We start from the raw sequence: 25,874 nt of genomic DNA on the forward strand, positions 1-25,874 counted from the left end.
GTGGTCGGTCACCGCTGTCGCTCGTATCGATAACGATCCCGTAAATGCCACACGTGTCACTTGAGTCACTTCTGTACCGCGATAGCTTCGTCCGCAGGTCCTTGGGGGGCCTTGCTAGAGCCAGTTGAAGACAACCAGGGAGAGTCATGCCAACCATTTGGACTTACGTCCGGGCCGCCGCCGTACTCGTCGGCTCGTCCGCCGCGCTACTGACGGGCGGTATCGCCCACGCCGACCCCGCGCCGGCTCCGCCGCAACCCAACATCCCGCAGCAACTCATCGCCTCGGCGGCCAACGCGCCGCAGATCCTGCAGAACCTGGCGACCGCACTGGGTGCCACCCCGCCGTTGACGCAGGCGACTTCGCCGGCCCCGCAGGGTGTGCTGCGCGCGCCCGACCCGGCGCCCGCGGCTCCGGGTGGGTTGAACCTTCCCGCCGTGGTTCCGGGAGCCACCGCACCCGCGACCGCCCCGGCGGCGACCTCGCCCGGGACGGTCCCGGCGGCGACCTCGCCCGGGACGGTCCCGGCGATTCCCGGAGTCAACACGCCGATCCCCGGGATCACCGCACCGGCGGCTCCCGTCGCGCCCGCCCCGGCGAGCGTTCCGTCCATCCCCGGAGTGAACACGCCGCTGCCGGCCCTCGCCGCTCCGACGGCTCCAGCGGCCGCCGCGCCGGCGAGCGTGCCGTCCATCCCCGGAGTCAACACCCCGATCCCCGGCCTATCCGCTCCGGCGGCCCCGGCGGCACCTGCCTCGCCGCTGCCTGGGTTGGCGTCGTCGCTGCCGGGACTGGCACAAGCCGCACTGCCCGGGCTGACCTCGGCGATCCCGGGACTCTCGGGCGCCACGCCTGGTGCGCCGGCGGCGACCGGGCCGCAGACACTGCTCGCGGCGCTGCCCTGAGTCCTGTCCTCCGACGACTGACCTACCACTGATAAACAGGAGAAACACCGTGGCAAGCACTTGGAGTCTGTCCAGAGGTTTGGCCGCAGTCGTCGTCACATCGGCTGCCGCGTTCGTGCTCAGTCCGAGCGCGGCAGCCGACCCGGCGACGCCGTCGACCGACCCTGTCCAGTTACCGGGGCTGCCGGCGTTGACCCAGTTGAGCCCGATCATCCAGCAGGCAGCCAGCGATCCGGGGCAGGCGACGCAGCTGCTGATGGCGGCCGCGCAGGCGTTCACCCACAACCCCTCGGCACCCGCCGAGGCCAAGAACGTCGCGTCGTCGGTGCACCAGTTCGTCGCCGAACCACCGGCGCCCGAAGCCGGCCCGGTGGCACACGTGCCGGCGCCGGGTGTCGTGCCCGGCGTGCCGCAACACCTGCCGACGGGTGTGGACCCCGTCTACGCGGCGGGCCCGCCGCCCGTCGGCGTGCCGGTGAATCCGCGCCCGGTGTCCCCGCCGCTGCCCGGGCCGGCGGTTCCGCCGCCTGCCGCGGCCCCTAGCGCGCCCCCGGCTCCGGCCGCGCCCGCGCCGGTGGCCGCACCCTCACCCGTCGCGGCACCGGCGGCCGTCGCGGCACCAGCGCCGGCTCCGGCCCCAGCGAACGCGGCCGCGGCCCCGGGGTTCGGACCCGATGCCCCGCCCACGCAGGACTTCATGTACCCCTCGATCGGCACCAACTGCCTGGGCGAGGGCAACAATGCGCTGGCAACGGCGTTGTCGGTGGCCGGTCCGGCCGCCATTCCGACGCCGGGACCCGCTCCCGGCCAGACCGCCTACGTGTTCACCGCGGTCGGCACTCCCGGGCCTGCTGAGGTGCAGCGGCTGCCGTTGAACGTCACCTGGATCAACCTGACCACCGGCAAGTCGGGCAGCGCCACGCTGAAGCCACGCACCGACATCAACGCCGAAGGGCCGACCACGCTGACCGCAATCGTCGACACCGGTTCGGGCAGCATCATGTCCACGATCTTCGGTCAGGTCACGACCAAAGACCGCCAGTGCCAGTTCATGCCGACCATCGGCACGACGGTGGTGCCATAGCTGCCATCCACTCGGTGGCAAGCGCGCACAAAGTACCGGGCGCAGCCGCGTGTCGCCGTACCGCTGCGCACGCTCGCGACCGGCAACGCGCCTGACTAGTAAGCCATGAACAGGATCGCGTCGCGGTCGTACTCCAGACCGGGGTGCACGCTGGCAAGGTGCGCCTGGGTGAGCTCGACGAGCTCGTCCTCGTCCTTGCCGACGATGGCTTCACCACACGGACACGTAATGTGCGTCTTCACTTGGCCGCCTTTCCTTTTGCTTTCCCCGAAGCAGAGGCCTTCATCTGCTTCTTGTACGACCGCACCCGGCCGAGCGATTCGGCATCGACGATGTCGGCCACGGAGACGTAGCTGCCGGGTTTGCCGAACTCTCCGGCCGCGGACTGCCAGCCCGCCGGCGTGACACCGTATTGCTTGCCCAGTAGCGCTAGGAAGATCTGAGCCTTCTGCTCGCCGAAGCCGGGCAGCCCCTTGAGCCGCTTCAGCAATTCCTTGCCATCGGGGTCACCGGCAGTCCACAGAGCAGTCGCGTCCCCGCCATAGCGGTCCACGATGATCTGCGCGAGCGCCTGGATCCGCTTGGCCATCGACCCCGGGAATCGGTGAATCGCCGGCTTTTCCGAACAGAGCGCGGCGAACTTGTCCGGGTCGTACTCGGCGATCTCGGCCGCGTCGCAGCCACCCATCCGGTCCGCGATCTTCTTGGGTCCGGCGAATGCGGTCTCCATCGGGACCTGCTGATCGAGCAGCATGCCTACCAGCAACGCGAACGGGTTGGAGTCCAGCAGGCCGTCGGCGGCCGGATCTTGGACGAGCTGCAGCTTCGGCACGGCCTCAGTCTAGAACTGCCGCATCGCGGCGGCGTCGCAGCATCAGTTTCATCACTGAATTCGGTTGCCCGCCAACAACTATCCGCTCTTGCGGCGGAATTCCCGACGGTTACCGGCCGCCCCGTGCGCCCGCGACTGCTTGCCGCCGCCGTCCTTGTGGTCGGACCCGCCCGACGACTTCGTCTGCTTGCGCTCGAGGGCTTCGCGGAACTTGCGCTTGGTGTCGTCCTCTGGGGGTTCCGATTCAGCCATACCGGCAGCCTAACGCTTGCCGGGCGGCATCCCGTACACGTGCGAGATCGGCATCGTCAGCAGCACCCGCCGATCGGTGACCATGGCTTCGCGGTATTCGTCCCAGTCGGGATGTTCGCCGGCGATGTTGCGGTACAACGCAATCAGCGCCTCGACGGTGTCGTCGTCGGCCGCGGCGGCCGGCGGCGTCAGCTCCGCGACACCTTCGGCGACGGCGTAGGACCAGCCGTCGTCGGCGTCGACCAGCAACGAGGCCCGCGGGTCACGACGCAGGTTTCGGGTCTTGGCCCGCGGCTCGGTGACCGAGACCTGCAGCACCAGCTGCCGTGGATCGAAGTGGTACTGCACGTTGGACAACTGGGGCCGCCCGTCGCGCTTGATGGTGGCCAGCACCCCGATCGAGTTGCAACTGATCACGGCCAGCAGCTTGTCGTCGAAGACTTGGCGTCCCATGCCGAAAGCCTACGTCTCCTACCGCCCTGGTGAAATTGAGTGATGACCAAGTACGCGGCATTCCTGCGCGGCGTCAACGTCGGTGGCGTCAACCTCAAGATGGCCGAGGTCGCGGAGGCATTGACCGCCGCGGGCTTCGAGAATGTCCGCACCATCCTGGCCAGCGGCAATGTGCTGCTGGAATCGTCGGCCAAGGTCGCGACGGTACGGAATAAAGCGGAGGCCGCGTTGCGCGACCGGTTCGGATACGACGCGTGGGTGCTGGCCTACGACATCGACACGGTGCGCGCCATCGACCAGGGGTATCCGTTCGAACGCGAGCGCGACGGCTACCAGTCCTACGTCACTTTCGTCACCGACCCGCAGGTGCTCGATGAGTTGACCGAATTGAGCGCCGGTCCCGAGGAGCAGATCGGTCGCGGCGAGGGCGTCATCTACTGGCAGGTGCCCAAGGGCAGCACCCTGGACAGCACGATCGGCGCGACGATGGGCAAGAAGCGCTACAAGTCGTCGACCACCACCCGCAATCTGCGCACGTTGGGCAAGGTGATCAAGTGAGTACCCCCAAACCACGCAAGGTCGTCCTCAAAGGCGTCTCGGAGACCGCGCTGCTGACGTTGAACGCCAGAGCCGCCGAAGCGCGGCGGCCGGACGCGGTCCTCGAGGATCCGATGGCGGTGACGCTGGTGGACTCGATCGACTTCGACTTCGCCAAATTCGGCCGCACCGGCCAGGACATCGCGCTGCGCGCCCGGACGTTCGACCTCGCGACACAGGACTATCTGAGCGCTCACCCTGCCGCCACCGTGGTGGCGTTGGCCGAAGGCTTGCAGACCAGCTTCTGGCGCTTGGCAGCCGCCCTGCCGGAGAGCAAATTCCGTTGGCTGACAGTGGATTTGCCCCCGATCATCGAGGTCCGGGAACGGTTGCTGCCATCATCGTCGCGGGTTTCGGTGCGGGCGCAGTCGGCACTGGACTACAGCTGGATGGACGACGTCGATCCGGGCGACGGGGTGTTCATCACTGCCGAAGGGCTGCTGATGTACCTACAGCCCGAGCAGTCGCTGGAGTTGATCGCCGAGTGCGCCAAGCGTTTTCCCGGCGGCCGGCTGCTTTTCGACACCCCGCCACGCTGGTTCAGCCTGTGGAGCAAGGTCGGCATGCGGACGACGCTGCGCTACAAGGTGCCGACCATGCCGTTCAGTCTGTCCGTTTCGCAGGCGGCCGATCTGGTGAACACGGTGCCGGGCGTTCGTGCCGTCCGCGACGTCAGGCTGACACAGGGGCGGGGCGCGTTGCTCAATGCCGTGATGTCGACGGTCTATCGGGTCAAACTCCTCGACCCGCTACGACCGAACCTGACGCTGCTGGAGTTCTAATCCTCCGCGACGTTGGTGAGGTAACGCATCGCGTCGTTCTTGGTGAGCCCCAGAGCGTGGGCCACCTCGACGTACTCCTTGGCCGCGGCCGCCATCGCGGCGTCTGTCGGATCGAAGCGGGAGATGAAAGTGCCGAAGCGGCCCCGTGTTTCGACGATCGCCGCGGACTCGAGCTCACGGTAGGCACGGGCGACGGTGTTGGCCGCCACACCGAGTTGACCGGCCAGGTCACGCACGGTCGGCAGTCGGGTGCCCGGCGGCAGCGACCCGGCCCGCACTCCGTCGATCACCTGGGTCCTGAGCTGGTCGAACAACGGCTTGCCTGCTTTGACGTCCACCCTCAGCAAATCGCGCAACTCCACGCATCCAGTATTGCCCAAGCGCGGCTATGTTTGTGGGATGCGAGTGGCGGTGCTGAGCGGCGCGGGGATCTCCGCCGAGAGCGGAGTACCGACGTTTCGCGACGACAAGAACGGGTTGTGGGCCCACTTCGACCCGTACGAGTTGTCCAGCGTGCAGGGCTGGGAGCGTAACCCCGAGCGCGTCTGGGGCTGGTACTTGTGGCGTCACTACCTGGTGGGCGACGTCCAGCCCAACGACGGCCACCGCGCGATCGCCGACTGGCAGAACCGGGCCGACGTGACCGTCATCACCCAGAACGTCGACGATCTCCATGAGCGCGCCGGCAGCGCTCCGGTGCACCACCTGCACGGCAGCCTGTTCGAGTTCCGTTGCGCGCGTTGCGGTTCGTCCTATCGCGAGCCGCTACCGGTGATGACCGAGGCCGCCATCGAAGTGGAGCCGCCAATCTGCCGGTGCGGTGGCCTGATTCGACCGGACATCGTGTGGTTCGGGGAGGCGCTGCCGCAGCAGCCGTGGCAGTGCGCGGTCGAGGCGACCGAGAATGCCGACGTGGTGGTCGTGGTCGGTACCTCGTCGATCGTCTATCCGGCGGCCGGGCTGCCGGAGCTGGCGCTGGCGCGCGGTACGCCGGTCATCGAGGTCAATCCCGAGCCGACCCCGCTGTCCCCGCACGCCACGCTGTGTGTCCGCGACTCGGCCAGCGTGGCGCTGCCGGGCTTGTTGGACAAGCTGCCGAGCTTGCTGAGCTAGACGCGACGCGCCCGGCCGACCGCCAGCTCGGACACGGGTAGCGGCGCCCACGCCGGCAACGTCCACTCCCGACGGGACGTCTCCACCACGAACCCGGCATCGACGATCGCGCGTTCGGTGTCGCGATGGGTGTGGCAGTTGCCGAACAGCCTCGGCCAGATCGTCGCGTCGGCCACCCGCTGCAACCGTCCGCGAGCCCCGGCGCTGGCGATGTGCTCCAGGAAACGCAGCTCTCCGCCGGGCCGCAGCAGCGAATGCAGCCGTCGCAGCACGCCGGCCTGGTCGTGCACCGAGCACAACACCAGCGAGCACACCACCGCGTCGAACGTCTCACCGTCGCCGAGGTCCTCAGCCATCTCGGCCGTCACGACCACCGGAATCGGCGCCGCGGCGGCCGCGTCACGCGCTTTGGACACCAGCTGCGGCTCGGGCTCGACGGCGACGACCTGGGTGACGGTGTCGGGATAGAAGGCGAAGTTGGTCCCGGTGCCCGCACCGATTTCCAGTACCCGCCCCGTCAGCCCGGCCAGGTTCTCCCGGCGCAACGCGCGCACCGATTCGGCCTCGTGAGCGGCGACGACGGGCCAGATCCGGGCGAAGAACGGGTTCTGGACCTTCCCGGCGCTCATGACCCCGCCGGTGGGCGATGCTGCAAGACCCAATCCAGCAGCCGCTGCGAAGTCGCTTCCGCGCCGACGATCCCGGCCACCAGATGGCCGCACAGCACCGCGCCGAGTGCCCGGTCGGCGAACGCCTCGACGTCACCGAACGGCAGATGCGATTTGGCAATCAGAATGGCCGCCACTCCGTGCGCTGCGGTCCACAGTTCCAGGGCCACCATGGTCGGATCGTCGGTCCGGTAAAGGCCCTCTTCCATCAGCGTCTGGACCGAGGCGCGCATATTTGTGAACGCCGCGCTCTTGACCGCGATGTCGAAGTTGCTGCCCGACCGGGTCTCGCACATGGTGGCCAACCGGTACAACTCCGGGGTCTGCACAGCGAACCGCACATAGGCCAGACCCTGCGCCCGCAGGACGTCCACGGTGCAGGTCTGCCCGACGACGGCGCGCGCCATCTCCTCGTCCAGTCTGTCCAGATAGCGCACGCACATCGCGTCCAGCAGCGCGTCCTTGTCCTTGAAATGCAGGTAGATCGACGGCGAGGTGACCCCCACGCGTTCGGCCACCGATCGGATCGAGATGGCCCGGACCTGACCGGTCTCGAGCAGCAACGCGGTTGCCGCATCGACGATCTCGTGACGCAACCGGTCACCCCGGCCGCGGGGGGCACGCTGACGGCGCAGGCCGCCCACCGACACGTCAACCATTACGCGTCACCGAAGCGTGGATCTCGTGCCCGTTGTTGCGGGCCGACGCCTTGCCCGGGTCGGCGTCGGCGGCAGCCTCGTTTCCCGGGACCACGCCGGGCGGATCGACGGCGCCGCCCTCGCTGATCCCGAACCGCTCGTGCAGCCACACCAGCGGCTTGGGCGCCCACCAGTTCCAGCGGCCCATCACGTGCATGAACGCCGGCACCAGAACCATCCGCACCAGGGTGGCGTCGGCGATCACAGCCAACGTCAGGCCCAATCCGAACATCCGCATGAACGACACGTGCGCGGCGATCAGCGCGGCGAACGACATCGACATGACCAACGCGGCCGCGGTGATCACCCGGCCGGTACGTGCTACTCCGCGCGCCACGCTCTCGTCGTTGGCGGCGTGCGCCTCGGCCGCGGTGGGCCGGGCCGGACGCGCCGCCCCGGAAGCCAGCCAGTACTCGCGGATCCGGGAGACCAGGAACACCTCGTAGTCCATCGACAGCCCGAACGCGATACAGAACAGCAGCACGGGCATGTTGGCAACCAGAGTCCCGCTCGGCGTCGTGCCGAGCGCGCCGAAGTGCCCGTCCTGGAAGATCCAGACCAGCGCGCCGAACGCCGCGGTCAACGACAGCACGTTCAACACCAGTGCTTTCACCGGCAACACCACGCTGCCGGTGAGCAGGAACAGCAGCACGAAGGTGACCACGGCCATCAGCCCCAGCACCAGCGGAACCCGATCGGTCACGGCGTCGACACTGTCCCGGTTGACCTGCGCGACGCCACCCATCTCCACGACGCGCCCACCCGGACCCGCGACCTGATGCAGCCGGTCGAGTTGCGTGTCGGACGCGCGGGAGAACAGTGGCGCGGTACTGCTCACGGTCAGAAACGCGCTGCCGTCGACCATTCCGGTCGCGCCGGTGGGCGGACCCGCGGCCTTGCCCGCCACGAAGGTGCCCGTCGGCGCCGATACCGCCGCCACGTCGGACACCTGGGACAGCTCCGCGGCGTATCTGCCCAGCTCGTCCGGGCTCAGACCGCGGGCATCGGGGACGACGATCGGTACCGCGGTCGCCGAGTCCCGCGCGAAGTTGGTGCGCAACTGATCGCCGACCTGATGGGCCGACGCCGACTTCGGCAGCACCCGGTCGTCAGGGAAACCCCACTTCACCGAGAAGAATGGCAGACCCAGGAGCAGCAGCAAGGCAACCACGGCGCCGCCGAGCGGCAGCCAGCGTCGCATCACCAGCTTGCTGGACCGGTACCAGAACAACTCCTCGATCGGCTTGTGCGACGGCTCGGGGCGCCGGAAGATCCGCCGGAGCAGTCGTCGCACGTCCAGCGCGTCGAGTCGGGAACCCATCAGCACGATCGCGGCCGGGGTCACCACGATGGACGCGGTCGCCACGAAGGCCACCGTCGCAACGCCGGCGTAGGCGAAGGACTTGAGGAAGTACATCGGGAACAGCACCGTGGCCGCCATCGACAGCGCGACGGTGACGGCCGAGAAGATCACCGTGCGTCCGGAGGTGGCCATCGTGCGGATCAGCGCCTCGTCGCGGTCGGCGCCCTCGGCCAATTCGTCGCGGTAGCGGCTGATGATCAGCAGCGTGTAGTCGATGGCCAGCGCCAGGCCCAGCGCGGTACTGAGGTTGAGCGCGAAGATCGACACCTCGGTGGCGAAGGTGACCAGTCGCAGCACCGACATCGAACCCACCACGGCCAGCGCGCCCAGCGCCATCGGCAGCGCGGCGGTCAGCAACCCGCCGAACACCCAGACCAGCACCAGGAAGCTGAACGGAATCGCGATCATCTCCATCACCAGCAGATCGGCCTGGTTCTGTTTGTTGATCTGGGCGTATTCCATCGCCGAACCACCGGCCTGGACGGTGACGCCGTCACGGTCGTGCACGATCTCGTCGGCCAGGGTCTGGGCGTTCTTCTGCGCGTCGTTCTCGCCGCCCTTGAGGTTGACGACGATCAGTCCGGCCTTGCCGTCCTTGCTGATCAAGTCGGCGGCGGCTTCCGGCGGCGTGGTCCACGGCGAGGTGGCGTTGTAGACCAGCGGTGACTTCTTGAGTTGGTCGACGATGTCGGTGCCGGCCCGGCGGGCCTGATCGCTTTCGGCGCCGCCGGGCGCGGTCACCAGGATCAGCATTTGCTGGCCGCTTTGACCGAACTTCTCGGTCAGCACGCCGATGGCACGCGCCGATTCGGAGTTGGGGTCCTGGAAACCGCCCGGCGACAGGCTGTTGGCGACCGGGACACCGAATACCGCGGCGGCGATGAAGACGAGGACGGCGATGGCGATGATGCGTCGGGGGGCCGCAATGGCCAGCCGAGCGATGCCCTGCAGCATGTGTGTGTCCCTCCGCTGGCAGCGCAAGCCGCCCCGCCCGGACCCGCACCGCACCGCGATAACTTAGCAACGTTAACTTACAAGTGTCAAACAAGACCCTGTGGGTGATACGAGCGCAGGTCCGGCATGGTTCATCCGGCTCTGAAATGGGTATTCTCGCGCGATCTCGGCGAACCTACCCGTCGGTAAGAATTGCCATCATTTTCCGAATCGTGACTCAAAGATTCCTTAATGGCGGCTCTTACGCTCAGTGTCATGTGGATCGACGACACGAGTGCCGATGTCATCAAGGCTGACTTCGAGGCTCTCTACCACGGCGACATGCTTGTCGAGGGCGAGACCTCCGAGCAGTTCGAAGACTGGCAACCCCTGCCTACGGCGAGCTGAGGTAAATCATGGGCGTAATCGCACGGCTGCTAATGGCCGAACCCACCGCGACCCGGTGGTTCCGTCGATAGCTAGCTTTCTAGCTCCAAGCCCCCCGCTGTGGCGGGGGGCTTTTGGTTTGTCGGGGGGCTTTTGGGGTCGGGTGTGAAGCGTTGGCGTCGGGCGTGAGGCGTTGGCGTCGGGTGTGAAGCGTTGGCGTCGGGTGTGAACTCAGGGACTTCAGTGTGAGCGCAGGGCGGGATAGTCGACCCGATCTCCACCCAGGCTTCACCCGCAACGCCCAGGCTTCACGCCCAAAAGCCGCAGACTTCACACCCAAACGCCGCAGACCAGTTACCGCGGCGCCATCCGGATCGCGCCGTCCAAACGGATCACCTCGCCGTTGAGCATCGGGTTCTCGATGATGTGCACGGCCAGAGCCCCGTACTCGTCGGGGTCGCCCAGTCGGGCCGGGTGCGGCACCTGCTTACCCAGCGACTGCTGCGCCTCTTCGGGCAGCGAACCCAGCAGCGGCGTCTTGAACAACCCCGGTGCGATGGTCACCACGCGGATCAGCTCACGCGACAGGTCGCGGGCGATCGGCAGGGTCATGCCGACGACACCGCCCTTGGACGCCGAGTAGGCGGCCTGGCCGATCTGGCCTTCGAACGCGGCAACGGACGCGGTGTTGATGATGACGCCGCGCTCCTCCCCGATCGGCTCGGCCTTGGCGATGCGCTCGGCCGATAGCCGCAGCACGTTGAATGTGCCGATCAGGTTGACGCCGACGACCTTCTTGAACCCGTCCAACGGGAACGGCCCGTCCTTGGACAGAGTCTTGATCGCGTTGCCGATACCTGCGCAGTTGACGTTGATGCGCAGGGTGCCCAGCGATTCGGCGACGTCCAGTGCGGCGCCGACGGCAGCCTCGTCGGTGACGTCGGCCTCGACGAAGCGGGCACGATCTCCCAGCTCGCTGACCGCGTCGCCGCCCCGCAGGTCCAGCACCACGACCTGAGCTCCCGCGTCCAGCAGTCGTTTGGTGGTGGCCAGGCCCAGACCTGACGCTCCCCCGGTGACGACTGCAACGGCGTCCTTGATCTCCACGCTGTGTTTCCTTCCGCTCCGGCTACCCGACCTACTGGTTGGTCGGGACTATACCCAGTCCTGCAGCACCGCTTCGACGTCCCCCAACTCCGCCGGCCGAGGAGTATCGGCCTGGGTCCGGGAGAATCGCGGCGCCGGCATCGGCTGCAGACCACCGTCCAGTTCGTAGAAGGTGTCGCGCTCGGTGATGTGCGGCTCGGTCTGCACCTCGCCGAACGCCAGGATCGGCGTCACGCAGGCGTCGGAGTCGGCGAACACCTTGGCCCAGTGGTCTCGGTCGCGGCTGCCGAACGTCTCGGTCAGGATCGCCCGCAGTTCCGGCCAGCGGCTGATGTCGTTCTGACCCGGCAGGTCGGCACCGTCCAGACCCAACCCGGTCAGCATCGCCGCGTAGAACTGCGGCTCGATCGCGCCGACGGCGACGTAGCGACCGTCGGCGCACTCGTAGGTGTCGTAGTAGGGCGCGCCGCCGTCGAGCATGTTGGTGCCCCGCGCGTCGGTCCACATGCCGGAGGCACGGAACTGCCACATCATCTGGATCAGCACGCTGGACCCGTCGACCATCGCGGCATCCACGACCTGACCTTTTCCGGAGTGCTGCCGCTCGAACAGCGCCGACAGGACGCCCAGCAGCAGGAACATCGAGCCCCCACCGAAGTCACCGACCAGGTTCAGCGGCGGCACCGGACGTTCGCCGACCCGCCCGATCGAGTGCAGGATGCCGTTGAGCGAGATGTAGTTGATGTCGTGACCGGCCTGCTGACTGCGCGGCCCGGTCTGACCCCAGCCCGTCATCCGGGCGTAGATCAGCCGGTCGTTGACCTTGGCGCAGTCCTGGGGACCCAGGCCCAGACGCTCGGTGACACCGGGCCGGTAACCCTCGATGAGCACGTCGGCCTTGGCGACGAGCTCGAGCACCTGTTGGCGACCCTCGTCGGACTTCAGGTCGGTGAACACGAGCCGGCGGTTGCGGTTGGTGGTGTCCTTGACGGCGTTGCTCTTACTGGTCGAGGGGCGCTCGACGCGGACCACGTCGGCGCCGAGGTCACCCAGGATCATCGAGGCGTGGGGGCCGGGGCCGATGCCGGCCAGCTCGATAACGCGCAATCCGTGCAGGGGTCCCGCCATGATGTTTCGACCTTCCGTCAGCTTCGTTGCCTAACAACCGGTTGATCACATATTCGCAGCCGCGGTGTCGGACCGTGCGTGCTGGTCGCTTAATCTCAGACGCATGCCCGAATCAGGAATCGCGTCCCTGCCACCCGTCGACGGCCTCGACGTCAAGCTGACCGACGGTGTGCTGTCGGTGACCATCGACCGTCCGGACAGCCTCAACTCGCTGGTCACCCCGGTGATCACCGGACTGGCCGACGCCATGGAACGCGCGGCCGGCGATCCCGCGGTCAAGGTGGTGCGACTCGGTGGAGCCGGTCGCGGCTTCAGCTCCGGGGCGGGGATCAGTGCCGACGACATGTCCGGTAGCGGCGGGGCGCCGCCCGACGAGATCATCCTGGAGATCAACCGACTGATCCGGGCGATCACCGCGCTGCCGCATCCGGTGGTCGCCGTCGTGCAGGGGCCCGCGGCCGGCGTCGGGGTGTCCATCGCCCTGTCCTGTGACGTCGTATTGGCTTCGGAGAAGGCGTTTTTCATGCTGGCGTTCACCAAGATCGGGTTGATGCCCGACGGCGGCGCGTCGGCTCTGATCGCTGCCGCCATCGGCCGGGTTCGCGCCATGCGGATGGCCCTGCTGCCCGAGCGGTTGACCGCCGCCGAGGCCCTGCAGTGGGGTCTGGTGACCGAGGTCTATCCCGCCGAACAGTTCGACGCCGAGGTGGACAAGGTGATCGGCCGGTTGGTGTCCGGGCCGGCAGTGGCATTCGCCAAGACGAAGGCGGCGATCAACGCGGCCACGCTGACCGAACTGGACCCGGCGCTCGAGCGCGAATTCGACGGCCAGTCCGGGTTGCTGCAGGCACCCGATTTCAAAGAGGGCACCAAGGCATTCCAGGAACGCCGCGCGCCCAACTTCAGCGATTCCTGAGTTTCGTCGGCACAACGCGGGCAATCCGTCCTCGAGTCGGTTCCGAATGACTGACATACGAGAACGGAGCAGGGATCTGTGACGGCTGACCAGGTTCGTTGTTTGGTTACCGGCGCCACCGGCTACATCGGCGGCCGGTTGATACCCCGATTACTGGACGCCGGCCATCAGGTGCGGGCGCTGGCCCGCACGCCGGAAAAGCTGGACGGCGTGCCCTGGCGGGACCGGGTGGAAGTGGCTCAGGGTGATCTGAGTGACGCCGACTCGCTGGCCGAGGCGTTCGACGGGGTCGACGTCGTCTACTACCTGGTTCATTCCATGGGCGGGTCAAAGGATTTCGCCGACAAGGAAGCCGAAGCGGCCCGCAATGTCGTGACGGCCGCACGGCGCACCGGGGTACGACGCATCGTCTACCTGGGCGGGCTGCATCCCGAGAACAGCCGGCTGTCCGAACATCTCGAGTCGCGTAAAGCGGTGGGCGATCGTCTGATCGGCTCGGGCATCGAAACCGTCGTCCTCCAAGCCGGGGTGGTGATCGGGTCGGGGTCGGCGTCGTTCGAGATGATCCGGCATCTCACCGACCGGTTACCGGTGATGACGACACCGCAGTGGGTGCACAACCGAATCCAGCCGATCGCCGTGCGCGACGCGCTGCACTATCTGGTCGGCGCGGCGACGGCTCTGGTGCCTGAGTCGCGGACGTGGGACATCGGCGGGCCGGACGTGTTGGAGTACGGCGACATGATGCGCATCTACGCCGAGGTCGCCGGACTGCAGCCGCGCCGCATCATCGTGTTGCCGTTCCTGACCCCGGCCATCGCCAGCGTGTGGGTGGGTGCGGTGACCCCGATCCCGTCGGGCCTGGCGCGCCCACTGGTCGAATCCCTGGAATGCGACGCGGTGATGCGCAACTCCGACGTCGACACCGTCATCGACCCGCCGTCGCGCGGCTTGACCGGCTACCGCAGCGCGGTCGAACTCGCGCTGCGCCGAGCGTCCCGGGGCCGCGCCGAGCCGAGCTGGGATTCGCTGGAGTCCGAACCGGCCGACCCGCTGCCCAGCGACCCCGATTGGGCGGGCGCGGTGTCCTACTTCGACGTGCGGAGCGTCTCGAGCACCGCGCAACCCGACGACGTCTGGCGCGCCGCCGAGCTTGCCGCCATCGGCCGCGGCTGGCAGGTCAGCGAACGTGGACCCGGACGCATGCTGAGGTTGCGCGGCCCCGGACGCGCACCCGGGCGGGAATGGCTGGAACTGACGGTCACACCGCAGAACGGCAGCGGCAGCCTGTACACACAGCGGGCGACCTTCGTACCGCTGGGCATCCCGGGGCGCATTTACTGGCGGGCGGTGCGCCCGGCGCGGCTGGCCGCACTACGGGCGCTGGCCCGCGACGTCGACAGCCGCCTGACGGTGGTCAGACACCTGCAGATCGTCAAACCCCAAACAGAGGGGGCAACACGAGCACCATGATCAGGCCCCAGAAGAAGTGCGTGAGCATCGGCGCCAGCACTCCCCCGGTGGCCCGACGTTGTAGAGCGTTGACGGTGCCCAAGATGATGCCGGCGAACCCCAGCATGTAGTTGCCGGAGGCCATGGTGGCGAACACGTACAGCACCGTGGAGATCACCAGCGGGTGGTGCCGGCCCAGCGCGGTGTAGAGCGCACCACGGAAGAAGGTCTCCTCGGCGACACCGTTGATCACGGTGATCAGCACGACCAGCCAGAAGGCACCCTGGTTCGCGTAGAGCAGCACCCGGGTGATCAGGTCCGCGACCGGCGTTATCTCCCGGACGATCAATGCCCCGACCACGAACGCGCCGCCGAGCAGCAGACCGGTAACTGTCCCGGTGATGACCGGACGCTGGTTGCGCCCGCGCCAACAGATACCGCCCAGGTGCAGCGGGCCGGATATGAACGAACCGGCGAACCAGACCGCCGCCAACGTCAGCGTCAGCCAATAGAACGCCGGATCGCCGGGTTTGCTGCGCAGCGAGAATCCCAACACCACGGCACCGAGCACCAGGGTGATGGCGACGACGATGCGCCGTCGCAGTATGACGCGTGGTGATTCGTGGTGGGGCACTGCGACATTGGTTATCGCGCGGCGGAATTCCTGGAACGGGTTGGTGCGGTGGGGCGGGGTGCAGGGAGCAGCGGTGGACTGGCTCATGCAATGCGTACTTTCGGGGTCAGGGAGAGCAGGATGTCGAGGCTGGTTCGCACCGCCGCGGCCACGGGGCCGGGGACGATGTTGACCAACCCTAGAGTGTGGCGCGCGAAGGGTGGCGTGATGGTGCGGGCCAGCCTCCGGATGCGCAGCGCGTCACCCCCGGCCCAGATCGGATCGGTGTCGGCCAGATCGTGCGGATCGGCCAGGGCGTCGACCGGCCGAGGCGCCCGCTTGGTGCCGGCCAGCGCCAGGACGATGGACTCCGCGACGCTCAGCAGGCCGCCCGGCGGGTCGGGCACTTTGTCTTTCAGGCCGCTCCCCGAGGCGCGCATCGGATGATCCAGTGACTCCACCAGGTCACCGGCAAGCCCGGCGGGCACCGGCAGCGCCAGCGCGGTCACCCGCGATGCCAGTGCGGTGTTGATCCCGATCACCGGCAGCGCGGCTCGCCACTGGCCCGAGGCTCGCGCGTACGTCTTGAGCAACCCGCGGTAGGAGGTGGTGTCCGGGCCGGAGATGTCGTAGGCACCTGCCGGTACCTGCTCGGGATCGGCCGCGGCGACGAGGTAATGCAGCACGTCGCGGATGGAGATCGGATCGATGGGGTTGTCCAGCCAACTCGGGATCGGCAACAGCGGGAACCGGTCGGACACGTAGCGCAGCATCTCGAATGACGTCGACCCGGCGCCGATGATGATGGCCGCGCCCAGCCACACCAATTCCGGGCCGCCTTCGATCGTCAGCGCTTCGGCGACCTCGGCGCGGCTGGCCAGGTGATCGGACAGCGTGTCGTCCTCGGGCACGAAGCCGCCCAGGTAGACGATGCGGCGCACGCCGGCCTCCTTGGCCGCGACGGCCATATTGGCTGCCGCGGTGCGGTCAGCGTCGCGGAAGTCGGCCTGGCCGATGCCGTGGACCAGGTAGTAGACCACGTCGACGGGATCGCCGGTGTCTGCGGCGGTCCCGAACGCCGACGTCAGCGAGGACGGATCCGCCGCATCCAGCCTCACCGGGGTGACCTCGTCGTACCAGCCGAATTCCTTCAGGCGTTTGACGTTCCGGCTGGCGGCCAGCACCTGGTGATCGTCCGCCAACAGGGCCGTCACCAGCCGTGACCCGATGTATCCGGTGGCACCCGTCACCAGAATCCGCATACTGCACAACCTATCTGCTCGTCGCCCGCGAAATCCCCTCCGGATACGTACCCCACCCGGGGCCGTCGCAAATCGGTGCAGGTCACGGCGGTCTGAACCGATCGGGCGGCGACGTCGTGACCCTGATATGGCGGGCCGCGCATCCTGGTGGCGCCGCCGGGCGCCCGGTAGCGGTCGGATTACGTTCCCCCACGGTTCAGCGCGAAGATTGCTCGGTGACGCCCATCCCCCCGGGCTCCGGCGCCGGCGCCTTTGAGATGGTGAAGCCGTGTACTACCTGCTGATCCTGGCCGTGGCGCTGGAACGCGTCGCTGAGCTGGTGGTGTCGCGGCGCAACGCGAAGTGGTCCTTCGGGCAAGGCGCCAAGGAGTTCGGCCGTCGCCACTATCTGGCCATGGTCGCCTTGCACACCGCGCTGCTGGTGGGCTGTCTCGTCGAACCCTGGGCACTGCACCGGCCGTTCGTTCCGTGGCTGGGCTGGCCGATGCTGGTCGTAGTGGCGCTGTCGCAGGGTCTGCGCTGGTGGTGTATCAGGTCGCTGGGCAAGCGGTGGAACACCCGGGTGATCGTGCTGCCCCATGCCCAACTGGTCAAGCGCGGCCCGTATCGGTTCATGAACCACCCCAACTACGTCGCCGTGGTCGCCGAGGGCTTCGCGCTGCCGCTGGTGCACACCGCGTGGCTGACCGCGGCGTGTTTCACCGTGGCCAATGCGGCGCTGCTCACGGTCCGGTTGCGGGTGGAGAACTCGGCGCTGGGTTACACATGACGGACTACGACGCGGACGTGCTGGTCGTCGGCGGCGGGCCGGGAGGTCTGGCCGCGGCGTTACACGCACGCGCGCAAGGGCTTTCGGTGATCGTGGCCGAACCTCGGGAGAACCCGATCGACAAGGCGTGCGGCGAGGGTCTGATGCCCGGCGGGCTGGCCGAACTGACCTCGCTGGGTGTGGACCCGGCCGGAATGCCGTTTCGTGGCATCGCCTATGTCTCCGAGGACCGGCGCGCGCAGGCCTGTTTCCGTACCGGCCCGGGGCGGGGGGTGCGTCGCACCACTCTGCATGCCGCGCTGGCCGCGCGCGCCAAAGAGCAGGACGCCGAATGGATCCGGGCCAAGGTGTCCGCCGTCGCGCAGGACGCGCACGGGGTCAGCGCCGCGGGTGTGCGTGCCCGATGGTTGGTGGGTGCCGACGGGCTGCATTCGGCGGTGCGGCGGGCCGTCGGGATCAAGGCGACCACCGGTACGCCGCGCCGGCACGGTCTGCGCTGGCATTACCGGGTGCCGGCCTGGTCGGATTTCGTCGAGGTGCACTGGTCGCGGTGGGGCGAGGCGTACGTGACGCCGGTGGAACCGGACCTGGTCGGCGTGGCCATCCTGTCCCGGCAGCGGCCCGAACTGGACTGGTTCCCGACGCTGGCGCCGCAGCTGCGCGACGCCGAGCGCGGACCGGCACGGGGTTGCGGGCCGTTGCGGCAGGTGGTGTCGCGGCGGGTGGCCGGTCGGGTGCTGCTGGTGGGGGACGCCGCGGGCTATGAGGATGCGCTGACCGGGGAGGGCATCAGCCTGGCGGTCAAGCAGGCCGCGGCCGCGGTGGCTGCCATCATCGACGACGCGCCGGAGTCCTACGAGCGCGCATGGCACCGCGTCACCCGCGACTACCGATGGCTCACCCGCGGCCTGGTGCTGGCCAGCACACCGCCGCCCGCACGACGCGCCCTGGTGCCGGCCTGCGCGTTGCTGCCGCCGCTGTTCCGTTGGGGCGTCAACAAATTGGCGTCCTAAAGCCCCCCGGGGCCGCGGGGCCCGCGCGAGCAGACGCAAAAGCCCCTCATTTCGGTACGAAATGGGGGCTTTTGCGTCTGCTCGCGCTACTAACGCAACTCAGCGCGCCTTCCAGACCGGCTCCCGCTTCTCGGCGAACGCCAGCGGACCTTCCTTGGCGTCCTCGGAGCGCAGCAGCGTCTTCATCTCGCGCACGGTGCGCTCCCAGCCCGGCTCGTCACCGGTGATCACGCCGTCGTCGACGCCGTAGGCGATGCGCTTGCTGGCCTGCACCGACAGCGGTGCGTTCCCGGTCACCCGCTCGGCCAGCGCCAACGCGGCATCAAGCACCGAACCGTCCGTGACAACCTGGTTGATCAGACCCCACCGCAGGGCGTCGGCCGCGCTCAGCGGCTCGCCGGTCATCAACAGTTCCATCGCCACCTTGCGCGGCAGATGATCCATGATCCGGAACACCCCGCCGGCGGCCGCGATCAACCCGCGTTTGACCTCCGGCAGCCCGAACCGGGCGCGCTCCTCGGCTACCACCAGGTCGCTGGCCAGCGCCAGTTCGGTGCCCCCACCCAGCGCGGTGCCGTTGACCGCGGCGATGGTCGGCTTGTCGATGAAGTGGTGCACGTAGCCGGCGAACCCATATTCGGGATGCTCGGGGTGGTACAGGTTCTCCCGGCGGGCGATGGCCTTCAGATCGGCGCCGGCGCAGAACGACTTGTCGCCCGCGCCGGTGATCACCACCGCCCGCACTTCGGGATCGTGCTGCGCCTCCTCCAGCGCGTCGCCGACGGCAATGCTGACCGAGGCATTGATCGCGTTGCGCGCCTCGGGCCTGTTGATCGTGATGATCAGGACATTGCCGCGGCGCTCGGTCAGAGCGCCCGGCCCGTCTGTCACAGCAGCTCGAGAATGGTGGCGTTGGCCTGCCCGCCGCCCTCACACATCGTCTGCAGCCCGTACCGAATCCCCTTGTCCCGCATGTGATACAGCAGCGTGGTCATGATGCGGGCGCCGGAGCCACCGAGCGGGTGACCCAGCGCGATCGCGCCGCCGTTGGGGTTGAGCTTGGACTCGTCGGCGCCGATGTCCTTCAGCCAGGCCAGCGGTACCGGCGCGAACGCCTCGTTGACCTCGTAGGCGCCGATGTCGCCGATGGACAGCCCGGAGCGCTTGAGCACCTTCTGGGTGGCCGGGATGGGAGCGGTCAGCATGATCACCGGGTCGGCGCCGGCCAGGGTGGCGGTGTGCACCTTCGCGATCGGCTTGGCGCCGATTTCCTTGGCCTTCTCGGCAGACATGAACAGCAGCGCCGCCGAGCCGTCGGAGATCTGCGAGGAGTTGCCGGCGTGGATCACGCCGTCCTCCTTGAACGCCGGCTTCAGCGACGCCATCTTCTCCATCGGGGTGCCGCGGCGAATGCCCTCGTCCTTCAACACTGTGTTTTTCTCGTTCCCTTCGGTCACGTTGATGCCTACGATCTGGTCGTCGAAAGCACCGGAATCCTGTGCAGCAGCGGCCTTTTCGTGCGAGTTAAGGGAGAACTGGTCCAGCGTGCGACGGTCGAGGCCCCACTGTTCGGCGATCATCTCCGCGCCGATGCCCTGGTTGGGGATCTGGCCGTTGTAGCGCGACAGGAAGTTTTCCGGATACGGCCGCCCGCCGTTGGCCAGCGACGCGCCCATCGGAGTGCGCGACATCGACTCGACGCCGCCGGCGACCACGACGTCGTAGTGGCCGGCCACCACGCCCGCGGCGGCGAAGTGCACCGACTGCTGGCTGGAGCCGCACTGGCGGTCGACGGTCACGCCGGGCACCGTTTCGGGCCAGCCCGCGGTGAGCAGGGCGGTGCGGCCGATGTCGAGGGCCTGCTCGCCGGCCTGCATCACGCAGCCCCAGATGACGTCGTCGACCAGCTCGGGGTCGATGCCGGCCTTGGTGACCAGACCGTTGAGGACCTGCGCGGACAGTTCGGCCGGGTGCACCCCGGACAGCCCGCCGTTGCGCTTGCCGATCGGGGAACGCACTGCTTCGACGATGACGGCTTCAGCCATGAGTTTGTCTCCTTTGACACGTGTTATCTCCTCCGATTGTCAACCAACGCGTTGGCCGGTGAAAGGGCGGGGTGGGTTTCGCTGACCGGGCGTGATAATGGTCACGTGAAGCGGCTCAACGGCATGGACGCGATGCTGCTGTACAGCGAAACGCCGAACCTGCACACGCACACGTTGAAGATCGCGGTCATCGACGCCTCGGATTTCGCCGGCGAGTTCAGCTTCGACCTGTTCCGGCGCACGTTGCGACAACGGCTGCCGCTGCTGGACCCGTTGCGCTACCAACTCGTCAACATTCCGTGGCGGCTGCATCATCCGATGTGGCTGGAGAACTGCGAGGTGGACCTCGACTACCACCTGCGCCAGGTGCGGGTGCCCGCACCCGGAGGTCGCCGCGAGTTCGACCGGATCGTCGGGGAGATCGCCAGCACACCCCTGGACCGCAGCCGCCCGTTGTGGGAGTTCCACTTCGCCGAGGGTCTCGCCGGTGACAGGTTCGCGCTGATCGGCAAGATGCATCACGCCCTGGCCGACGGGGTCGCCTCGGCCAACCTGGTAGCCAGGCTGATGGACGAGAGCGGTTCGATCGGCGACGGGACCGGTGCGAAAGATTGCGCTCCCCCGACGACCTCGGAATTGCTGCAGGCGGCCGGACGCGACCACGCCCAGCAGATCGCCGCGCTGCCCGGGTTGATCGGTGACGCAGTCACCGGCGTGCGCCGGATGCGACGCCGCGCCCGCGAGCGTGACGAGCAACCAGACGTCGCCGACTGGCTGCAGGCGCCGCCGACCTTCATCAACCACGTACTGAGCCCGGTCCGGACGTTCGCCACCGCCACGCTCTCGCTCGCCCAGGTCAAAGAGACGAGCAAGCACCTGACCATCACCATCAACGACCTGGTGCTGGCCACCGCCGCGGGCGCGCTGCGGGAGCTGTTACTGCGCTACGACGGCAAGGCGGACCAACCCATCGTCGCCTCGGTCCCGGCGAGCACCGACAAGTCCCCGGACCGGATCAGCGGCAACGAGCTCGGTGGCATGGTGGTGTCGCTACCCACCCATGTCGAGGATCCGTTGGAGCGGGTGCGACTGACCGCGGTGGGCAGCGCAATCGCCAAGGAGAACAACGAGTTGCTGGGTCCGGAGCTGACGGGCCGGCTGATCGACTATCTACCGCCGGCAGCCGCGCCCGCCACCTTCCGGTGGCTGGCGAAACGGCAGTCCCAGAACAAGCTGTTCAACGTCCCGATCTCCAATGTGCCCGGGCCGCGCGAACGCGGCCATTTCGCCGGAGCCCCGATCAGCGAGATCTATTCGGTGGGCCCGCTGATGGCCGCCTGCGGCATCAACTTCACCGTGTGGAGCTACGTCGACCAGCTCAACGTCTCGGTGATCGCCGACGACCAAACCCTGACCGACCCGCACGAGGCGACCGACGCGATGGTGCACGCATTCCGCGAAATCCGCACCGCGGCAGGTCTTTCCGGGGAACTCGCGCGGGTCGACTCCGCGATGCGCCCGGCTACCGTATAGATCGTCACGGGACGGGTTCGACGACCATGTCGAGGGATCGGATCAGGCCGGGACGAACTCGAGACGATGTGTCGCCGGCGTGTAGTCGGTTGACACCTGGCCGGTCGCGGGGTCAGGGCAGCCCGGAAACTCAGGCGACCACATGATCCTTACGTAGCCGACCAGCCTGTCGCCCTCCGGATGAAGCACGACCTCTTCCGGCGCGTTCTTCGCTTGCCCGACCTTGCACTCCATGTCGACTAACCCGCCGGGCTTCAGTGCGTACCAAACCTGTTCGTTGGTTGCGCTGTTGTTCTTCCACTCGTACACCAACTGGATCTTTGGACCCATGACGGTAAACGTCCCCGGCGCGCCGGCTTCGATCTGCCGCTGATACGTGGGATATTCCTCGCTGGCCGGATTGGTATTTGCCCACTCGTGGATGGTGTAGAGGCCGTTGGGCGCCGGGGGTGCGCCCGGTGCGGGCTCCGCGGTTGCCGTGGGAGCAGTCAGCAGGGCGGCGAGTGCTGCCGCTGCTGCCGCGAGTGTGATTTGCTTAGTCATTGCCTTTTACCTATCTTTTGCCATTGGATTGCTGCCCCCGAAACGCTTTTCGGGGAGCACTTGCTCTATTGGTTCCAACATTGTTGGACACATCGCATGTCGGCACACGTCAAATAGGCGATGCGCGGGATTGTCAGTGAAATACCCTTAGTACAAACAGCCCGCACAAACACACGTGTATTGGCATCAATTATCCGACTGAATCGCCATTGGAGTTCCGCACAACGGCGCCGATCCTCGCAGCGCTAACGCAACGGGCAGGCGCCTTTCATAACTGTTCCACCCCTCGGTCTACGAGCTACCACCGGCTTCGCCCGAAGCGCCAGCAAACTTATCCGGATATCTACCCGTGCTTTCATTTCGGCAAACCCCAAATTCAGAGCACCGCCAGTTTCCCTCGAAAACCTCACATGCGGTCAGGAATGTTGTGGCGCCATTCCCGGGATTACCTCGGCGGGCACGGTCGCCGCCAGCACGAACGTCTGCTGTGCGCTGCGTGGCGATCATCAGCGGCGAGAAAGGCCGAGCACTCCCCCTTCGGGGTCGCGCCGTAGGCATAGTCGCAACGTTTGCTGTAACCGAAACACGGGTACGACCGACTCAACTTTCGTGGCCCATTCGGGCAGGGCCAGAAGGCAATTCGTCGTCATAACGAGGGCGCAGGCAAGTCCCGCTCAGGGCGGGGCGGGCAAGGCAGGGCAATCATGAGGCTTGAAGCTGGCATCGTCGGTGCAATTTGGCGGCGCCGCAACATGTTCAGGTCGCCGCGCCCCACCTACGATTAGGCGACTCCTGCGAGGAGCTTCGCATGGGCATCGTCAATGTTGCGAATGGCATTGTGACTTACGATCTTTCGGAAGCTGCGCCGGTGCGGCGCGGCAACGTACACACCTCCATACCCCTATGGAGTTAACAGTCTTTGCGGCGCCGATATCGAGATCGGCGCTGTACGAACAACACCTACGGCTGGCGCAAACCGCCGAGGAGTGTAGCTATTCAGGGTTTTTCCGGGGCGACCACTACTGGGGTGAGCAGCCGCCGGGAACGACCGATGCCTGGGTGACCTTGGCGGGGCTCGCTCGCGAGACCACTAGCATCCGACTCGGGGTGCTGGTGACTGCAGCGACGTTTCGGCACCCGGGTTCGTTGGCCATACAAGTCGCCCAGATCGACCAAATGAGCGGTGGTCGGGTCGAGTTCGGCCTGGGAGCCGGCTGGTATGAGCCCGAGCACCGCGCATACGGCATTCCGTTTCCCTCCGGCAAGGAGCGCTTCGACCGCCTAGAAGAATCACTGGCAGTGATCCTCGGCTTATGGCGCACCTCGATCGGTGACCGCTTCAGTTACCGCGGTAAATATTTCCGCCTCGATGACTGCCCGGCGCTGCCCAAGCCCTACCAGCCAGGCGGTCCCCCGGTCATCATTGGAGGCGCCGGCGCGGTGCGGACCCCAGCGCTCAGCGCCCGTTACGCCGACGAATTCAATCATCTGTCGGCCAGAACAGACTCAGACGATCCGTTCAATTCCCCGCCGACAGGAACCGACGCCGCTGTCGTACAGTTCGAGCGAGTCCGCCAAGCGTGCCGGGCTATCAACCGGGATCCCGCCGAGGTCAAGCTGTCCAACACCCTGGTGTTGTGTTGCGGCCGCACCGACGCAGAGGTCGCATCGCGGGCCGCGGCGATGGGACGCAGTGTCGAGGAGTTGACCCGAAACGGAGGCGCCGGATCTCCTGCCGAACTAGTCGACAACTTCGGCCGCCACGCCGAAATCGGGGTCAGCCGCATCCATCTCATGATCAGAGATATCGACGACCTCGATCACGTTGAGCTTGTCGCCTCCGAGGTCATGCCGCAGCTCGCGCCGCGAAGCGTTACTGCGCCGGATACCCCACGGACTTGATCTCGGTGTACTGGTCGAAGCCGGCCACACCGTTCTGGCGCCCGACGCCGCTGTCCTTGTAGCCGCCGAAGGGGGCGTCCGCGCCGTATGCGGCGCCGCCGTTGACGCCCATGAAGCCGGCTTTGATGCGCCGCGCCACCGCCAGGGAACGCTCCAGCGAACCGGACATCACGTTGCCGGCCAGTCCGTACTTGCTGTCGTTGGCGATCCGGATGGCGTCTTCCTCGTCGTCGAACGGGATGACGGACAGCACCGGGCCGAAGATCTCCTCCTGCGCGATCGTCATCGAGTTGTCGACGTCGGTGAAAAGCGTTGGGCGCACGAAGAATCCCTTGTCGAAGCCGGTTTCCGCGTCGGGGCCGCCGACCAAGGCGGTGGCACCTTCTTCGACACCCTTGCGGATGTAGCCCATCACCCGATCGCGCTGCCGCTCGGAAATGACCGGGCCGCACAGGGTTCCGGGGTCCTGCGGGTCACCGCACGTGACGTTCTCGTAGATGCTCTTCAGGATCGCCACGCCCTCCTCGTAGCGCGAGCGCGGCAGCAGCATCCGGGTCGGGTTCGCGCAACCCTGCCCGGCGTGCATGCACGGCGCGATGCCGATCGCGCAGGCCATGCCGAAGTCGGCGTCCTCCAACACGATGGTGGCCGACTTACCGCCCAGCTCCAGGAACAGCCGCTTCATCGTCGCGGCGCCCTTTTCCATGATCCGTTTGCCGACCACCGTCGACCCGGTGAACGAGATCAGGTCGACCTTCGGCGACAGCGTGAGTTCCTCGCCCACAAAGTGATCCGACGCGGTCACGACGTTGACCACACCGGCCGGGATGTCGGTCTTCTCGGCGATCAGCCGGCCCAGCCGGGTGGCGTTGAACGGCGTGTTGGGTGCCGGCTTGAGCACGACGGTGTTCCCGGTACCCAGCGCCTGGCCGAGCTTGTTGATGGTGACCTCGAACGGGAAGTTCCACGGCACGATCGCGCCGACCACGCCGACGGGCTCGCGCCAGACCTTGATCGTCGTGTTCGTTCCGGTCAGGCTGATCACCCGGTCGCCCAGGTCGGTCTCCCACGCGTACTCGTCGATCAGCCGGGCCGGGTACTTCAGCCCGTCGGCCAGCGGGGCGTCCAGCTGCGGGCCGAAGGTGATTGCGCGCGGCGACCCGACCTCGAGGATGAGCTCCTCACGCAGCTCTTCCTTCTCCTCCTCGATCGCGTCGTGCAGCTGCAGCAGACACCGCTTGCGCAGTTCGCGGTTGGTCGACCAGTCGGTCTCGTCGAAAGCGCGCCGGGCGGCGTCGATGGCCCGGTGCATGTCCTGCTTGGAGGCGTCGGCGACCTCACCGAGCGACTCCTCGGTGGCCGGGTTGATGTTGGTGAAGGTGCCGGCCTGCCCGTCGACGAGCTTGCCGTCGATCATCATCTTCGGCTCGAACCGGACCTTTACAGTGTCAGCCATATCTGTCACTTTCTTCTGACTCGTTAAACGGGCTACAGAGAGCCTTACCGGAAACTAGCCGATTGGCA

At 67.3% G+C, this 25,874-nt stretch carries 28 protein-coding genes and 1 pseudogene; 13 read left to right on the forward strand and 16 right to left on the reverse strand.

Annotated elements, in window-relative coordinates; genetic code table 11:
• Positions 1-146: 146 nt before the first annotated feature.
• Together AC5Y47_RS01575 and AC5Y47_RS01580 are read left to right on the forward strand one after the other, a co-directional pair.
• Entirely contained in the window at positions 147-905 is a 759-nt protein-coding gene (locus AC5Y47_RS01575) for a hypothetical protein (protein WP_499941319.1), read from the forward strand.
• Positions 906-933: 28 nt separating this feature from the next.
• Positions 934-1,989: an Rv1157c family protein gene (locus AC5Y47_RS01580; protein WP_499941424.1), complete on the forward strand. Its 1,056-nt coding sequence runs from the start codon at positions 934-936 to the stop codon at positions 1,987-1,989.
• A gap of 95 nt (positions 1,990-2,084) precedes the next feature.
• Here AC5Y47_RS01580 and AC5Y47_RS01585 read toward each other — a convergent pair whose 3' ends face one another.
• From AC5Y47_RS01585 to AC5Y47_RS01600, 4 genes are all read right to left on the reverse strand, one after another.
• Positions 2,085-2,231: a hypothetical protein gene (locus AC5Y47_RS01585; RefSeq protein WP_003875447.1), complete on the reverse strand. Its 147-nt coding sequence runs from the start codon at positions 2,229-2,231 to the stop codon at positions 2,085-2,087.
• A complete protein-coding gene (locus tag AC5Y47_RS01590) occupies positions 2,228-2,821 on the reverse strand; it encodes an HhH-GPD-type base excision DNA repair protein (RefSeq protein WP_499941320.1) in 594 nt (197 codons plus the stop codon). Before AC5Y47_RS01590 ends, AC5Y47_RS01585 begins: the two co-directional genes overlap by 4 nt.
• A gap of 78 nt (positions 2,822-2,899) precedes the next feature.
• Entirely contained in the window at positions 2,900-3,073 is a 174-nt protein-coding gene (locus AC5Y47_RS01595; RefSeq protein WP_499941321.1) for a DUF5302 domain-containing protein, read from the reverse strand.
• Positions 3,074-3,082: 9 nt separating this feature from the next.
• Positions 3,083-3,526, reverse strand: a complete 444-nt coding sequence (locus AC5Y47_RS01600; protein ID WP_499941323.1) for a PPOX class F420-dependent oxidoreductase — start codon at positions 3,524-3,526, stop codon at positions 3,083-3,085.
• Between the two features lie 42 nt (positions 3,527-3,568).
• Here AC5Y47_RS01600 and AC5Y47_RS01605 point away from each other — a divergent pair, with 42 nt between their 5' ends.
• Both AC5Y47_RS01605 and AC5Y47_RS01610 read left to right on the forward strand, forming a co-directional pair.
• A complete protein-coding gene (locus AC5Y47_RS01605; RefSeq protein ID WP_499941325.1) occupies positions 3,569-4,084 on the forward strand; it encodes a DUF1697 domain-containing protein in 516 nt (171 codons plus the stop codon).
• Positions 4,081-4,905 carry a class I SAM-dependent methyltransferase gene (locus tag AC5Y47_RS01610; RefSeq protein WP_499941327.1) on the forward strand — a complete coding sequence of 275 codons (825 nt, stop codon included), beginning with the start codon at positions 4,081-4,083 and terminating at the stop codon, positions 4,903-4,905. The genes AC5Y47_RS01605 and AC5Y47_RS01610 overlap by 4 nt, the downstream gene beginning before the upstream one ends.
• Here the strand turns inward: AC5Y47_RS01610 and AC5Y47_RS01615 are convergent.
• Entirely contained in the window at positions 4,902-5,267 is a 366-nt protein-coding gene (locus AC5Y47_RS01615) for an Rv1152 family transcriptional regulator (RefSeq protein ID WP_499941329.1), read from the reverse strand. The two genes, AC5Y47_RS01610 and AC5Y47_RS01615, sit on opposite strands and share 4 nt — an antisense overlap.
• 37 nt (positions 5,268-5,304) lie before the next feature.
• Between AC5Y47_RS01615 and AC5Y47_RS01620 the strand changes: the two genes are divergently transcribed.
• Entirely contained in the window at positions 5,305-6,018 is a 714-nt protein-coding gene (locus AC5Y47_RS01620) for an NAD-dependent deacylase (RefSeq protein ID WP_499941330.1), read from the forward strand.
• Here the strand turns inward: AC5Y47_RS01620 and AC5Y47_RS01625 are convergent.
• From AC5Y47_RS01625 to AC5Y47_RS01635, 3 genes are read right to left on the reverse strand one after another with little or no spacing between them, the layout of a single operon-like run.
• On the reverse strand, positions 6,015-6,647 hold the full coding sequence (locus AC5Y47_RS01625; RefSeq protein ID WP_499941332.1) for a class I SAM-dependent methyltransferase: 633 nt from the start codon (positions 6,645-6,647) through the stop codon (positions 6,015-6,017). The genes AC5Y47_RS01620 and AC5Y47_RS01625 overlap by 4 nt on opposite strands.
• Positions 6,644-7,345 carry a TetR/AcrR family transcriptional regulator gene (locus AC5Y47_RS01630; protein ID WP_499941333.1) on the reverse strand — a complete coding sequence of 234 codons (702 nt, stop codon included), beginning with the start codon at positions 7,343-7,345 and terminating at the stop codon, positions 6,644-6,646. Before AC5Y47_RS01630 ends, AC5Y47_RS01625 begins: the two co-directional genes overlap by 4 nt.
• The gene (locus AC5Y47_RS01635) at positions 7,338-9,701 is read right to left on the reverse strand and encodes an MMPL family transporter (protein ID WP_499941335.1); all 2,364 of its coding nucleotides are present in this window, start codon (positions 9,699-9,701) and stop codon (positions 7,338-7,340) included. The genes AC5Y47_RS01630 and AC5Y47_RS01635 overlap by 8 nt, the downstream gene beginning before the upstream one ends.
• 255 nt (positions 9,702-9,956) lie before the next feature.
• Between AC5Y47_RS01635 and AC5Y47_RS01640 the strand changes: the two genes are divergently transcribed.
• A complete protein-coding gene (locus tag AC5Y47_RS01640; protein ID WP_142277073.1) occupies positions 9,957-10,088 on the forward strand; it encodes a hypothetical protein in 132 nt (43 codons plus the stop codon).
• Between the two features lie 333 nt (positions 10,089-10,421).
• Here AC5Y47_RS01640 and AC5Y47_RS01645 read toward each other — a convergent pair whose 3' ends face one another.
• Together AC5Y47_RS01645 and AC5Y47_RS01650 are read right to left on the reverse strand one after the other, a co-directional pair.
• Entirely contained in the window at positions 10,422-11,174 is a 753-nt protein-coding gene (locus tag AC5Y47_RS01645) for a 3-hydroxyacyl-CoA dehydrogenase (RefSeq protein ID WP_499941337.1), read from the reverse strand.
• A gap of 48 nt (positions 11,175-11,222) precedes the next feature.
• Positions 11,223-12,302 carry a CaiB/BaiF CoA transferase family protein gene (locus AC5Y47_RS01650; protein WP_499941338.1) on the reverse strand — a complete coding sequence of 360 codons (1,080 nt, stop codon included), beginning with the start codon at positions 12,300-12,302 and terminating at the stop codon, positions 11,223-11,225.
• A 103-nt stretch (positions 12,303-12,405) separates the two neighbouring features.
• Here AC5Y47_RS01650 and AC5Y47_RS01655 point away from each other — a divergent pair, with 103 nt between their 5' ends.
• Together AC5Y47_RS01655 and AC5Y47_RS01660 are read left to right on the forward strand one after the other, a co-directional pair.
• Positions 12,406-13,218: an enoyl-CoA hydratase gene (locus AC5Y47_RS01655; protein WP_499941339.1), complete on the forward strand. Its 813-nt coding sequence runs from the start codon at positions 12,406-12,408 to the stop codon at positions 13,216-13,218.
• 78 nt (positions 13,219-13,296) lie between these two features.
• Positions 13,297-14,691 carry a DUF2867 domain-containing protein gene (locus AC5Y47_RS01660; protein ID WP_499941341.1) on the forward strand — a complete coding sequence of 465 codons (1,395 nt, stop codon included), beginning with the start codon at positions 13,297-13,299 and terminating at the stop codon, positions 14,689-14,691.
• Here the strand turns inward: AC5Y47_RS01660 and AC5Y47_RS01665 are convergent.
• Both AC5Y47_RS01665 and AC5Y47_RS01670 read right to left on the reverse strand, forming a co-directional pair.
• Entirely contained in the window at positions 14,654-15,391 is a 738-nt protein-coding gene (locus AC5Y47_RS01665) for a CPBP family intramembrane glutamic endopeptidase (protein WP_499941342.1), read from the reverse strand. The genes AC5Y47_RS01660 and AC5Y47_RS01665 overlap by 38 nt on opposite strands.
• A complete protein-coding gene (locus AC5Y47_RS01670; protein ID WP_499941343.1) occupies positions 15,388-16,545 on the reverse strand; it encodes an NAD(P)H-binding protein in 1,158 nt (385 codons plus the stop codon). Before AC5Y47_RS01670 ends, AC5Y47_RS01665 begins: the two co-directional genes overlap by 4 nt.
• 268 nt (positions 16,546-16,813) lie before the next feature.
• Between AC5Y47_RS01670 and AC5Y47_RS01675 the strand changes: the two genes are divergently transcribed.
• Positions 16,814-17,314, forward strand: a complete 501-nt coding sequence (locus tag AC5Y47_RS01675) for an isoprenylcysteine carboxyl methyltransferase family protein (protein WP_499941345.1) — start codon at positions 16,814-16,816, stop codon at positions 17,312-17,314.
• A complete protein-coding gene (locus AC5Y47_RS01680; RefSeq protein ID WP_499941347.1) occupies positions 17,311-18,327 on the forward strand; it encodes an NAD(P)/FAD-dependent oxidoreductase in 1,017 nt (338 codons plus the stop codon). The genes AC5Y47_RS01675 and AC5Y47_RS01680 overlap by 4 nt, the downstream gene beginning before the upstream one ends.
• A 99-nt stretch (positions 18,328-18,426) precedes the next feature.
• Here the strand turns inward: AC5Y47_RS01680 and AC5Y47_RS01685 are convergent, their stop codons facing one another.
• On the reverse strand, positions 18,427-19,218 hold the full coding sequence (locus tag AC5Y47_RS01685) for a crotonase/enoyl-CoA hydratase family protein (RefSeq protein ID WP_499941348.1): 792 nt from the start codon (positions 19,216-19,218) through the stop codon (positions 18,427-18,429).
• Positions 19,215-20,372, reverse strand: coding sequence for a thiolase family protein (locus AC5Y47_RS01690; RefSeq protein ID WP_499941350.1), 1,158 nt, complete (start codon positions 20,370-20,372; stop codon positions 19,215-19,217). The genes AC5Y47_RS01685 and AC5Y47_RS01690 overlap by 4 nt, the downstream gene beginning before the upstream one ends.
• Before the next feature lie 105 nt (positions 20,373-20,477).
• Here AC5Y47_RS01690 and AC5Y47_RS01695 point away from each other — a divergent pair, with 105 nt between their 5' ends.
• Entirely contained in the window at positions 20,478-21,905 is a 1,428-nt protein-coding gene (locus AC5Y47_RS01695; protein ID WP_499941352.1) for a WS/DGAT/MGAT family O-acyltransferase, read from the forward strand.
• Positions 21,906-21,947: 42 nt separating this feature from the next.
• Here the strand turns inward: AC5Y47_RS01695 and AC5Y47_RS01700 are convergent, their stop codons facing one another.
• The gene (locus AC5Y47_RS01700) at positions 21,948-22,448 is read right to left on the reverse strand and encodes a hypothetical protein (protein WP_499941354.1); all 501 of its coding nucleotides are present in this window, start codon (positions 22,446-22,448) and stop codon (positions 21,948-21,950) included.
• Between the two features lie 611 nt (positions 22,449-23,059).
• Between AC5Y47_RS01700 and AC5Y47_RS01705 the strand changes: the two are divergent.
• Both AC5Y47_RS01705 and AC5Y47_RS01710 read left to right on the forward strand, forming a co-directional pair.
• Positions 23,060-23,233: pseudogene (locus AC5Y47_RS01705) on the forward strand (hypothetical protein); the annotation flags it as partial.
• Positions 23,234-23,351: 118 nt separating this feature from the next.
• Positions 23,352-24,350, forward strand: coding sequence for an LLM class F420-dependent oxidoreductase (locus AC5Y47_RS01710; protein ID WP_499941356.1), 999 nt, complete (start codon positions 23,352-23,354; stop codon positions 24,348-24,350).
• Here AC5Y47_RS01710 and AC5Y47_RS01715 read toward each other — a convergent pair.
• Positions 24,322-25,806 (reverse strand): aldehyde dehydrogenase family protein, encoded by a 1,485-nt coding sequence (locus AC5Y47_RS01715; RefSeq protein WP_499941358.1) that lies wholly within the window; start codon positions 25,804-25,806, stop codon positions 24,322-24,324. The two genes, AC5Y47_RS01710 and AC5Y47_RS01715, sit on opposite strands and share 29 nt — an antisense overlap.
• Positions 25,807-25,874 lie beyond the last annotated feature (68 nt).

It is taken from the genome of Mycobacterium sp. NGS22 (genome assembly GCF_059813095.1).

What these genes read in the sequence shown, in the direction of transcription:
- AC5Y47_RS01605 (WP_499941325.1), top strand. Translation starts at nt 3,569, where the DNA reads ATGACCAAGTACGCGGCATTCCTGCGCGGCGTCAACGTCGGTGGCGTC.
- AC5Y47_RS01655 (WP_499941339.1), top strand. Translation starts at nt 12,406, where the DNA reads ATGCCCGAATCAGGAATCGCGTCCCTGCCACCCGTCGACGGCCTCGAC.
- AC5Y47_RS01640 (WP_142277073.1), top strand. Translation starts at nt 9,957, where the DNA reads ATGTGGATCGACGACACGAGTGCCGATGTCATCAAGGCTGACTTCGAG.
- AC5Y47_RS01715 (WP_499941358.1), bottom strand. Translation starts at nt 25,806, where the DNA reads ATGGCTGACACTGTAAAGGTCCGGTTCGAGCCGAAGATGATGATCGAC.
- AC5Y47_RS01630 (WP_499941333.1), bottom strand. Translation starts at nt 7,345, where the DNA reads ATGGTTGACGTGTCGGTGGGCGGCCTGCGCCGTCAGCGTGCCCCCCGC.
- AC5Y47_RS01690 (WP_499941350.1), bottom strand. Translation starts at nt 20,372, where the DNA reads ATGGCTGAAGCCGTCATCGTCGAAGCAGTGCGTTCCCCGATCGGCAAG.
- AC5Y47_RS01620 (WP_499941330.1), top strand. Translation starts at nt 5,305, where the DNA reads ATGCGAGTGGCGGTGCTGAGCGGCGCGGGGATCTCCGCCGAGAGCGGA.
- AC5Y47_RS01680 (WP_499941347.1), top strand. Translation starts at nt 17,311, where the DNA reads ATGACGGACTACGACGCGGACGTGCTGGTCGTCGGCGGCGGGCCGGGA.
- AC5Y47_RS01625 (WP_499941332.1), bottom strand. Translation starts at nt 6,647, where the DNA reads ATGAGCGCCGGGAAGGTCCAGAACCCGTTCTTCGCCCGGATCTGGCCC.
- AC5Y47_RS01710 (WP_499941356.1), top strand. Translation starts at nt 23,352, where the DNA reads ATGGAGTTAACAGTCTTTGCGGCGCCGATATCGAGATCGGCGCTGTAC.
- AC5Y47_RS01575 (WP_499941319.1), top strand. Translation starts at nt 147, where the DNA reads ATGCCAACCATTTGGACTTACGTCCGGGCCGCCGCCGTACTCGTCGGC.
- AC5Y47_RS01650 (WP_499941338.1), bottom strand. Translation starts at nt 12,302, where the DNA reads ATGGCGGGACCCCTGCACGGATTGCGCGTTATCGAGCTGGCCGGCATC.
- AC5Y47_RS01700 (WP_499941354.1), bottom strand. Translation starts at nt 22,448, where the DNA reads ATGACTAAGCAAATCACACTCGCGGCAGCAGCGGCAGCACTCGCCGCC.
- AC5Y47_RS01635 (WP_499941335.1), bottom strand. Translation starts at nt 9,701, where the DNA reads ATGCTGCAGGGCATCGCTCGGCTGGCCATTGCGGCCCCCCGACGCATC.
- AC5Y47_RS01670 (WP_499941343.1), bottom strand. Translation starts at nt 16,545, where the DNA reads ATGCGGATTCTGGTGACGGGTGCCACCGGATACATCGGGTCACGGCTG.
- AC5Y47_RS01665 (WP_499941342.1), bottom strand. Translation starts at nt 15,391, where the DNA reads ATGAGCCAGTCCACCGCTGCTCCCTGCACCCCGCCCCACCGCACCAAC.
- AC5Y47_RS01595 (WP_499941321.1), bottom strand. Translation starts at nt 3,073, where the DNA reads ATGGCTGAATCGGAACCCCCAGAGGACGACACCAAGCGCAAGTTCCGC.
- AC5Y47_RS01600 (WP_499941323.1), bottom strand. Translation starts at nt 3,526, where the DNA reads ATGGGACGCCAAGTCTTCGACGACAAGCTGCTGGCCGTGATCAGTTGC.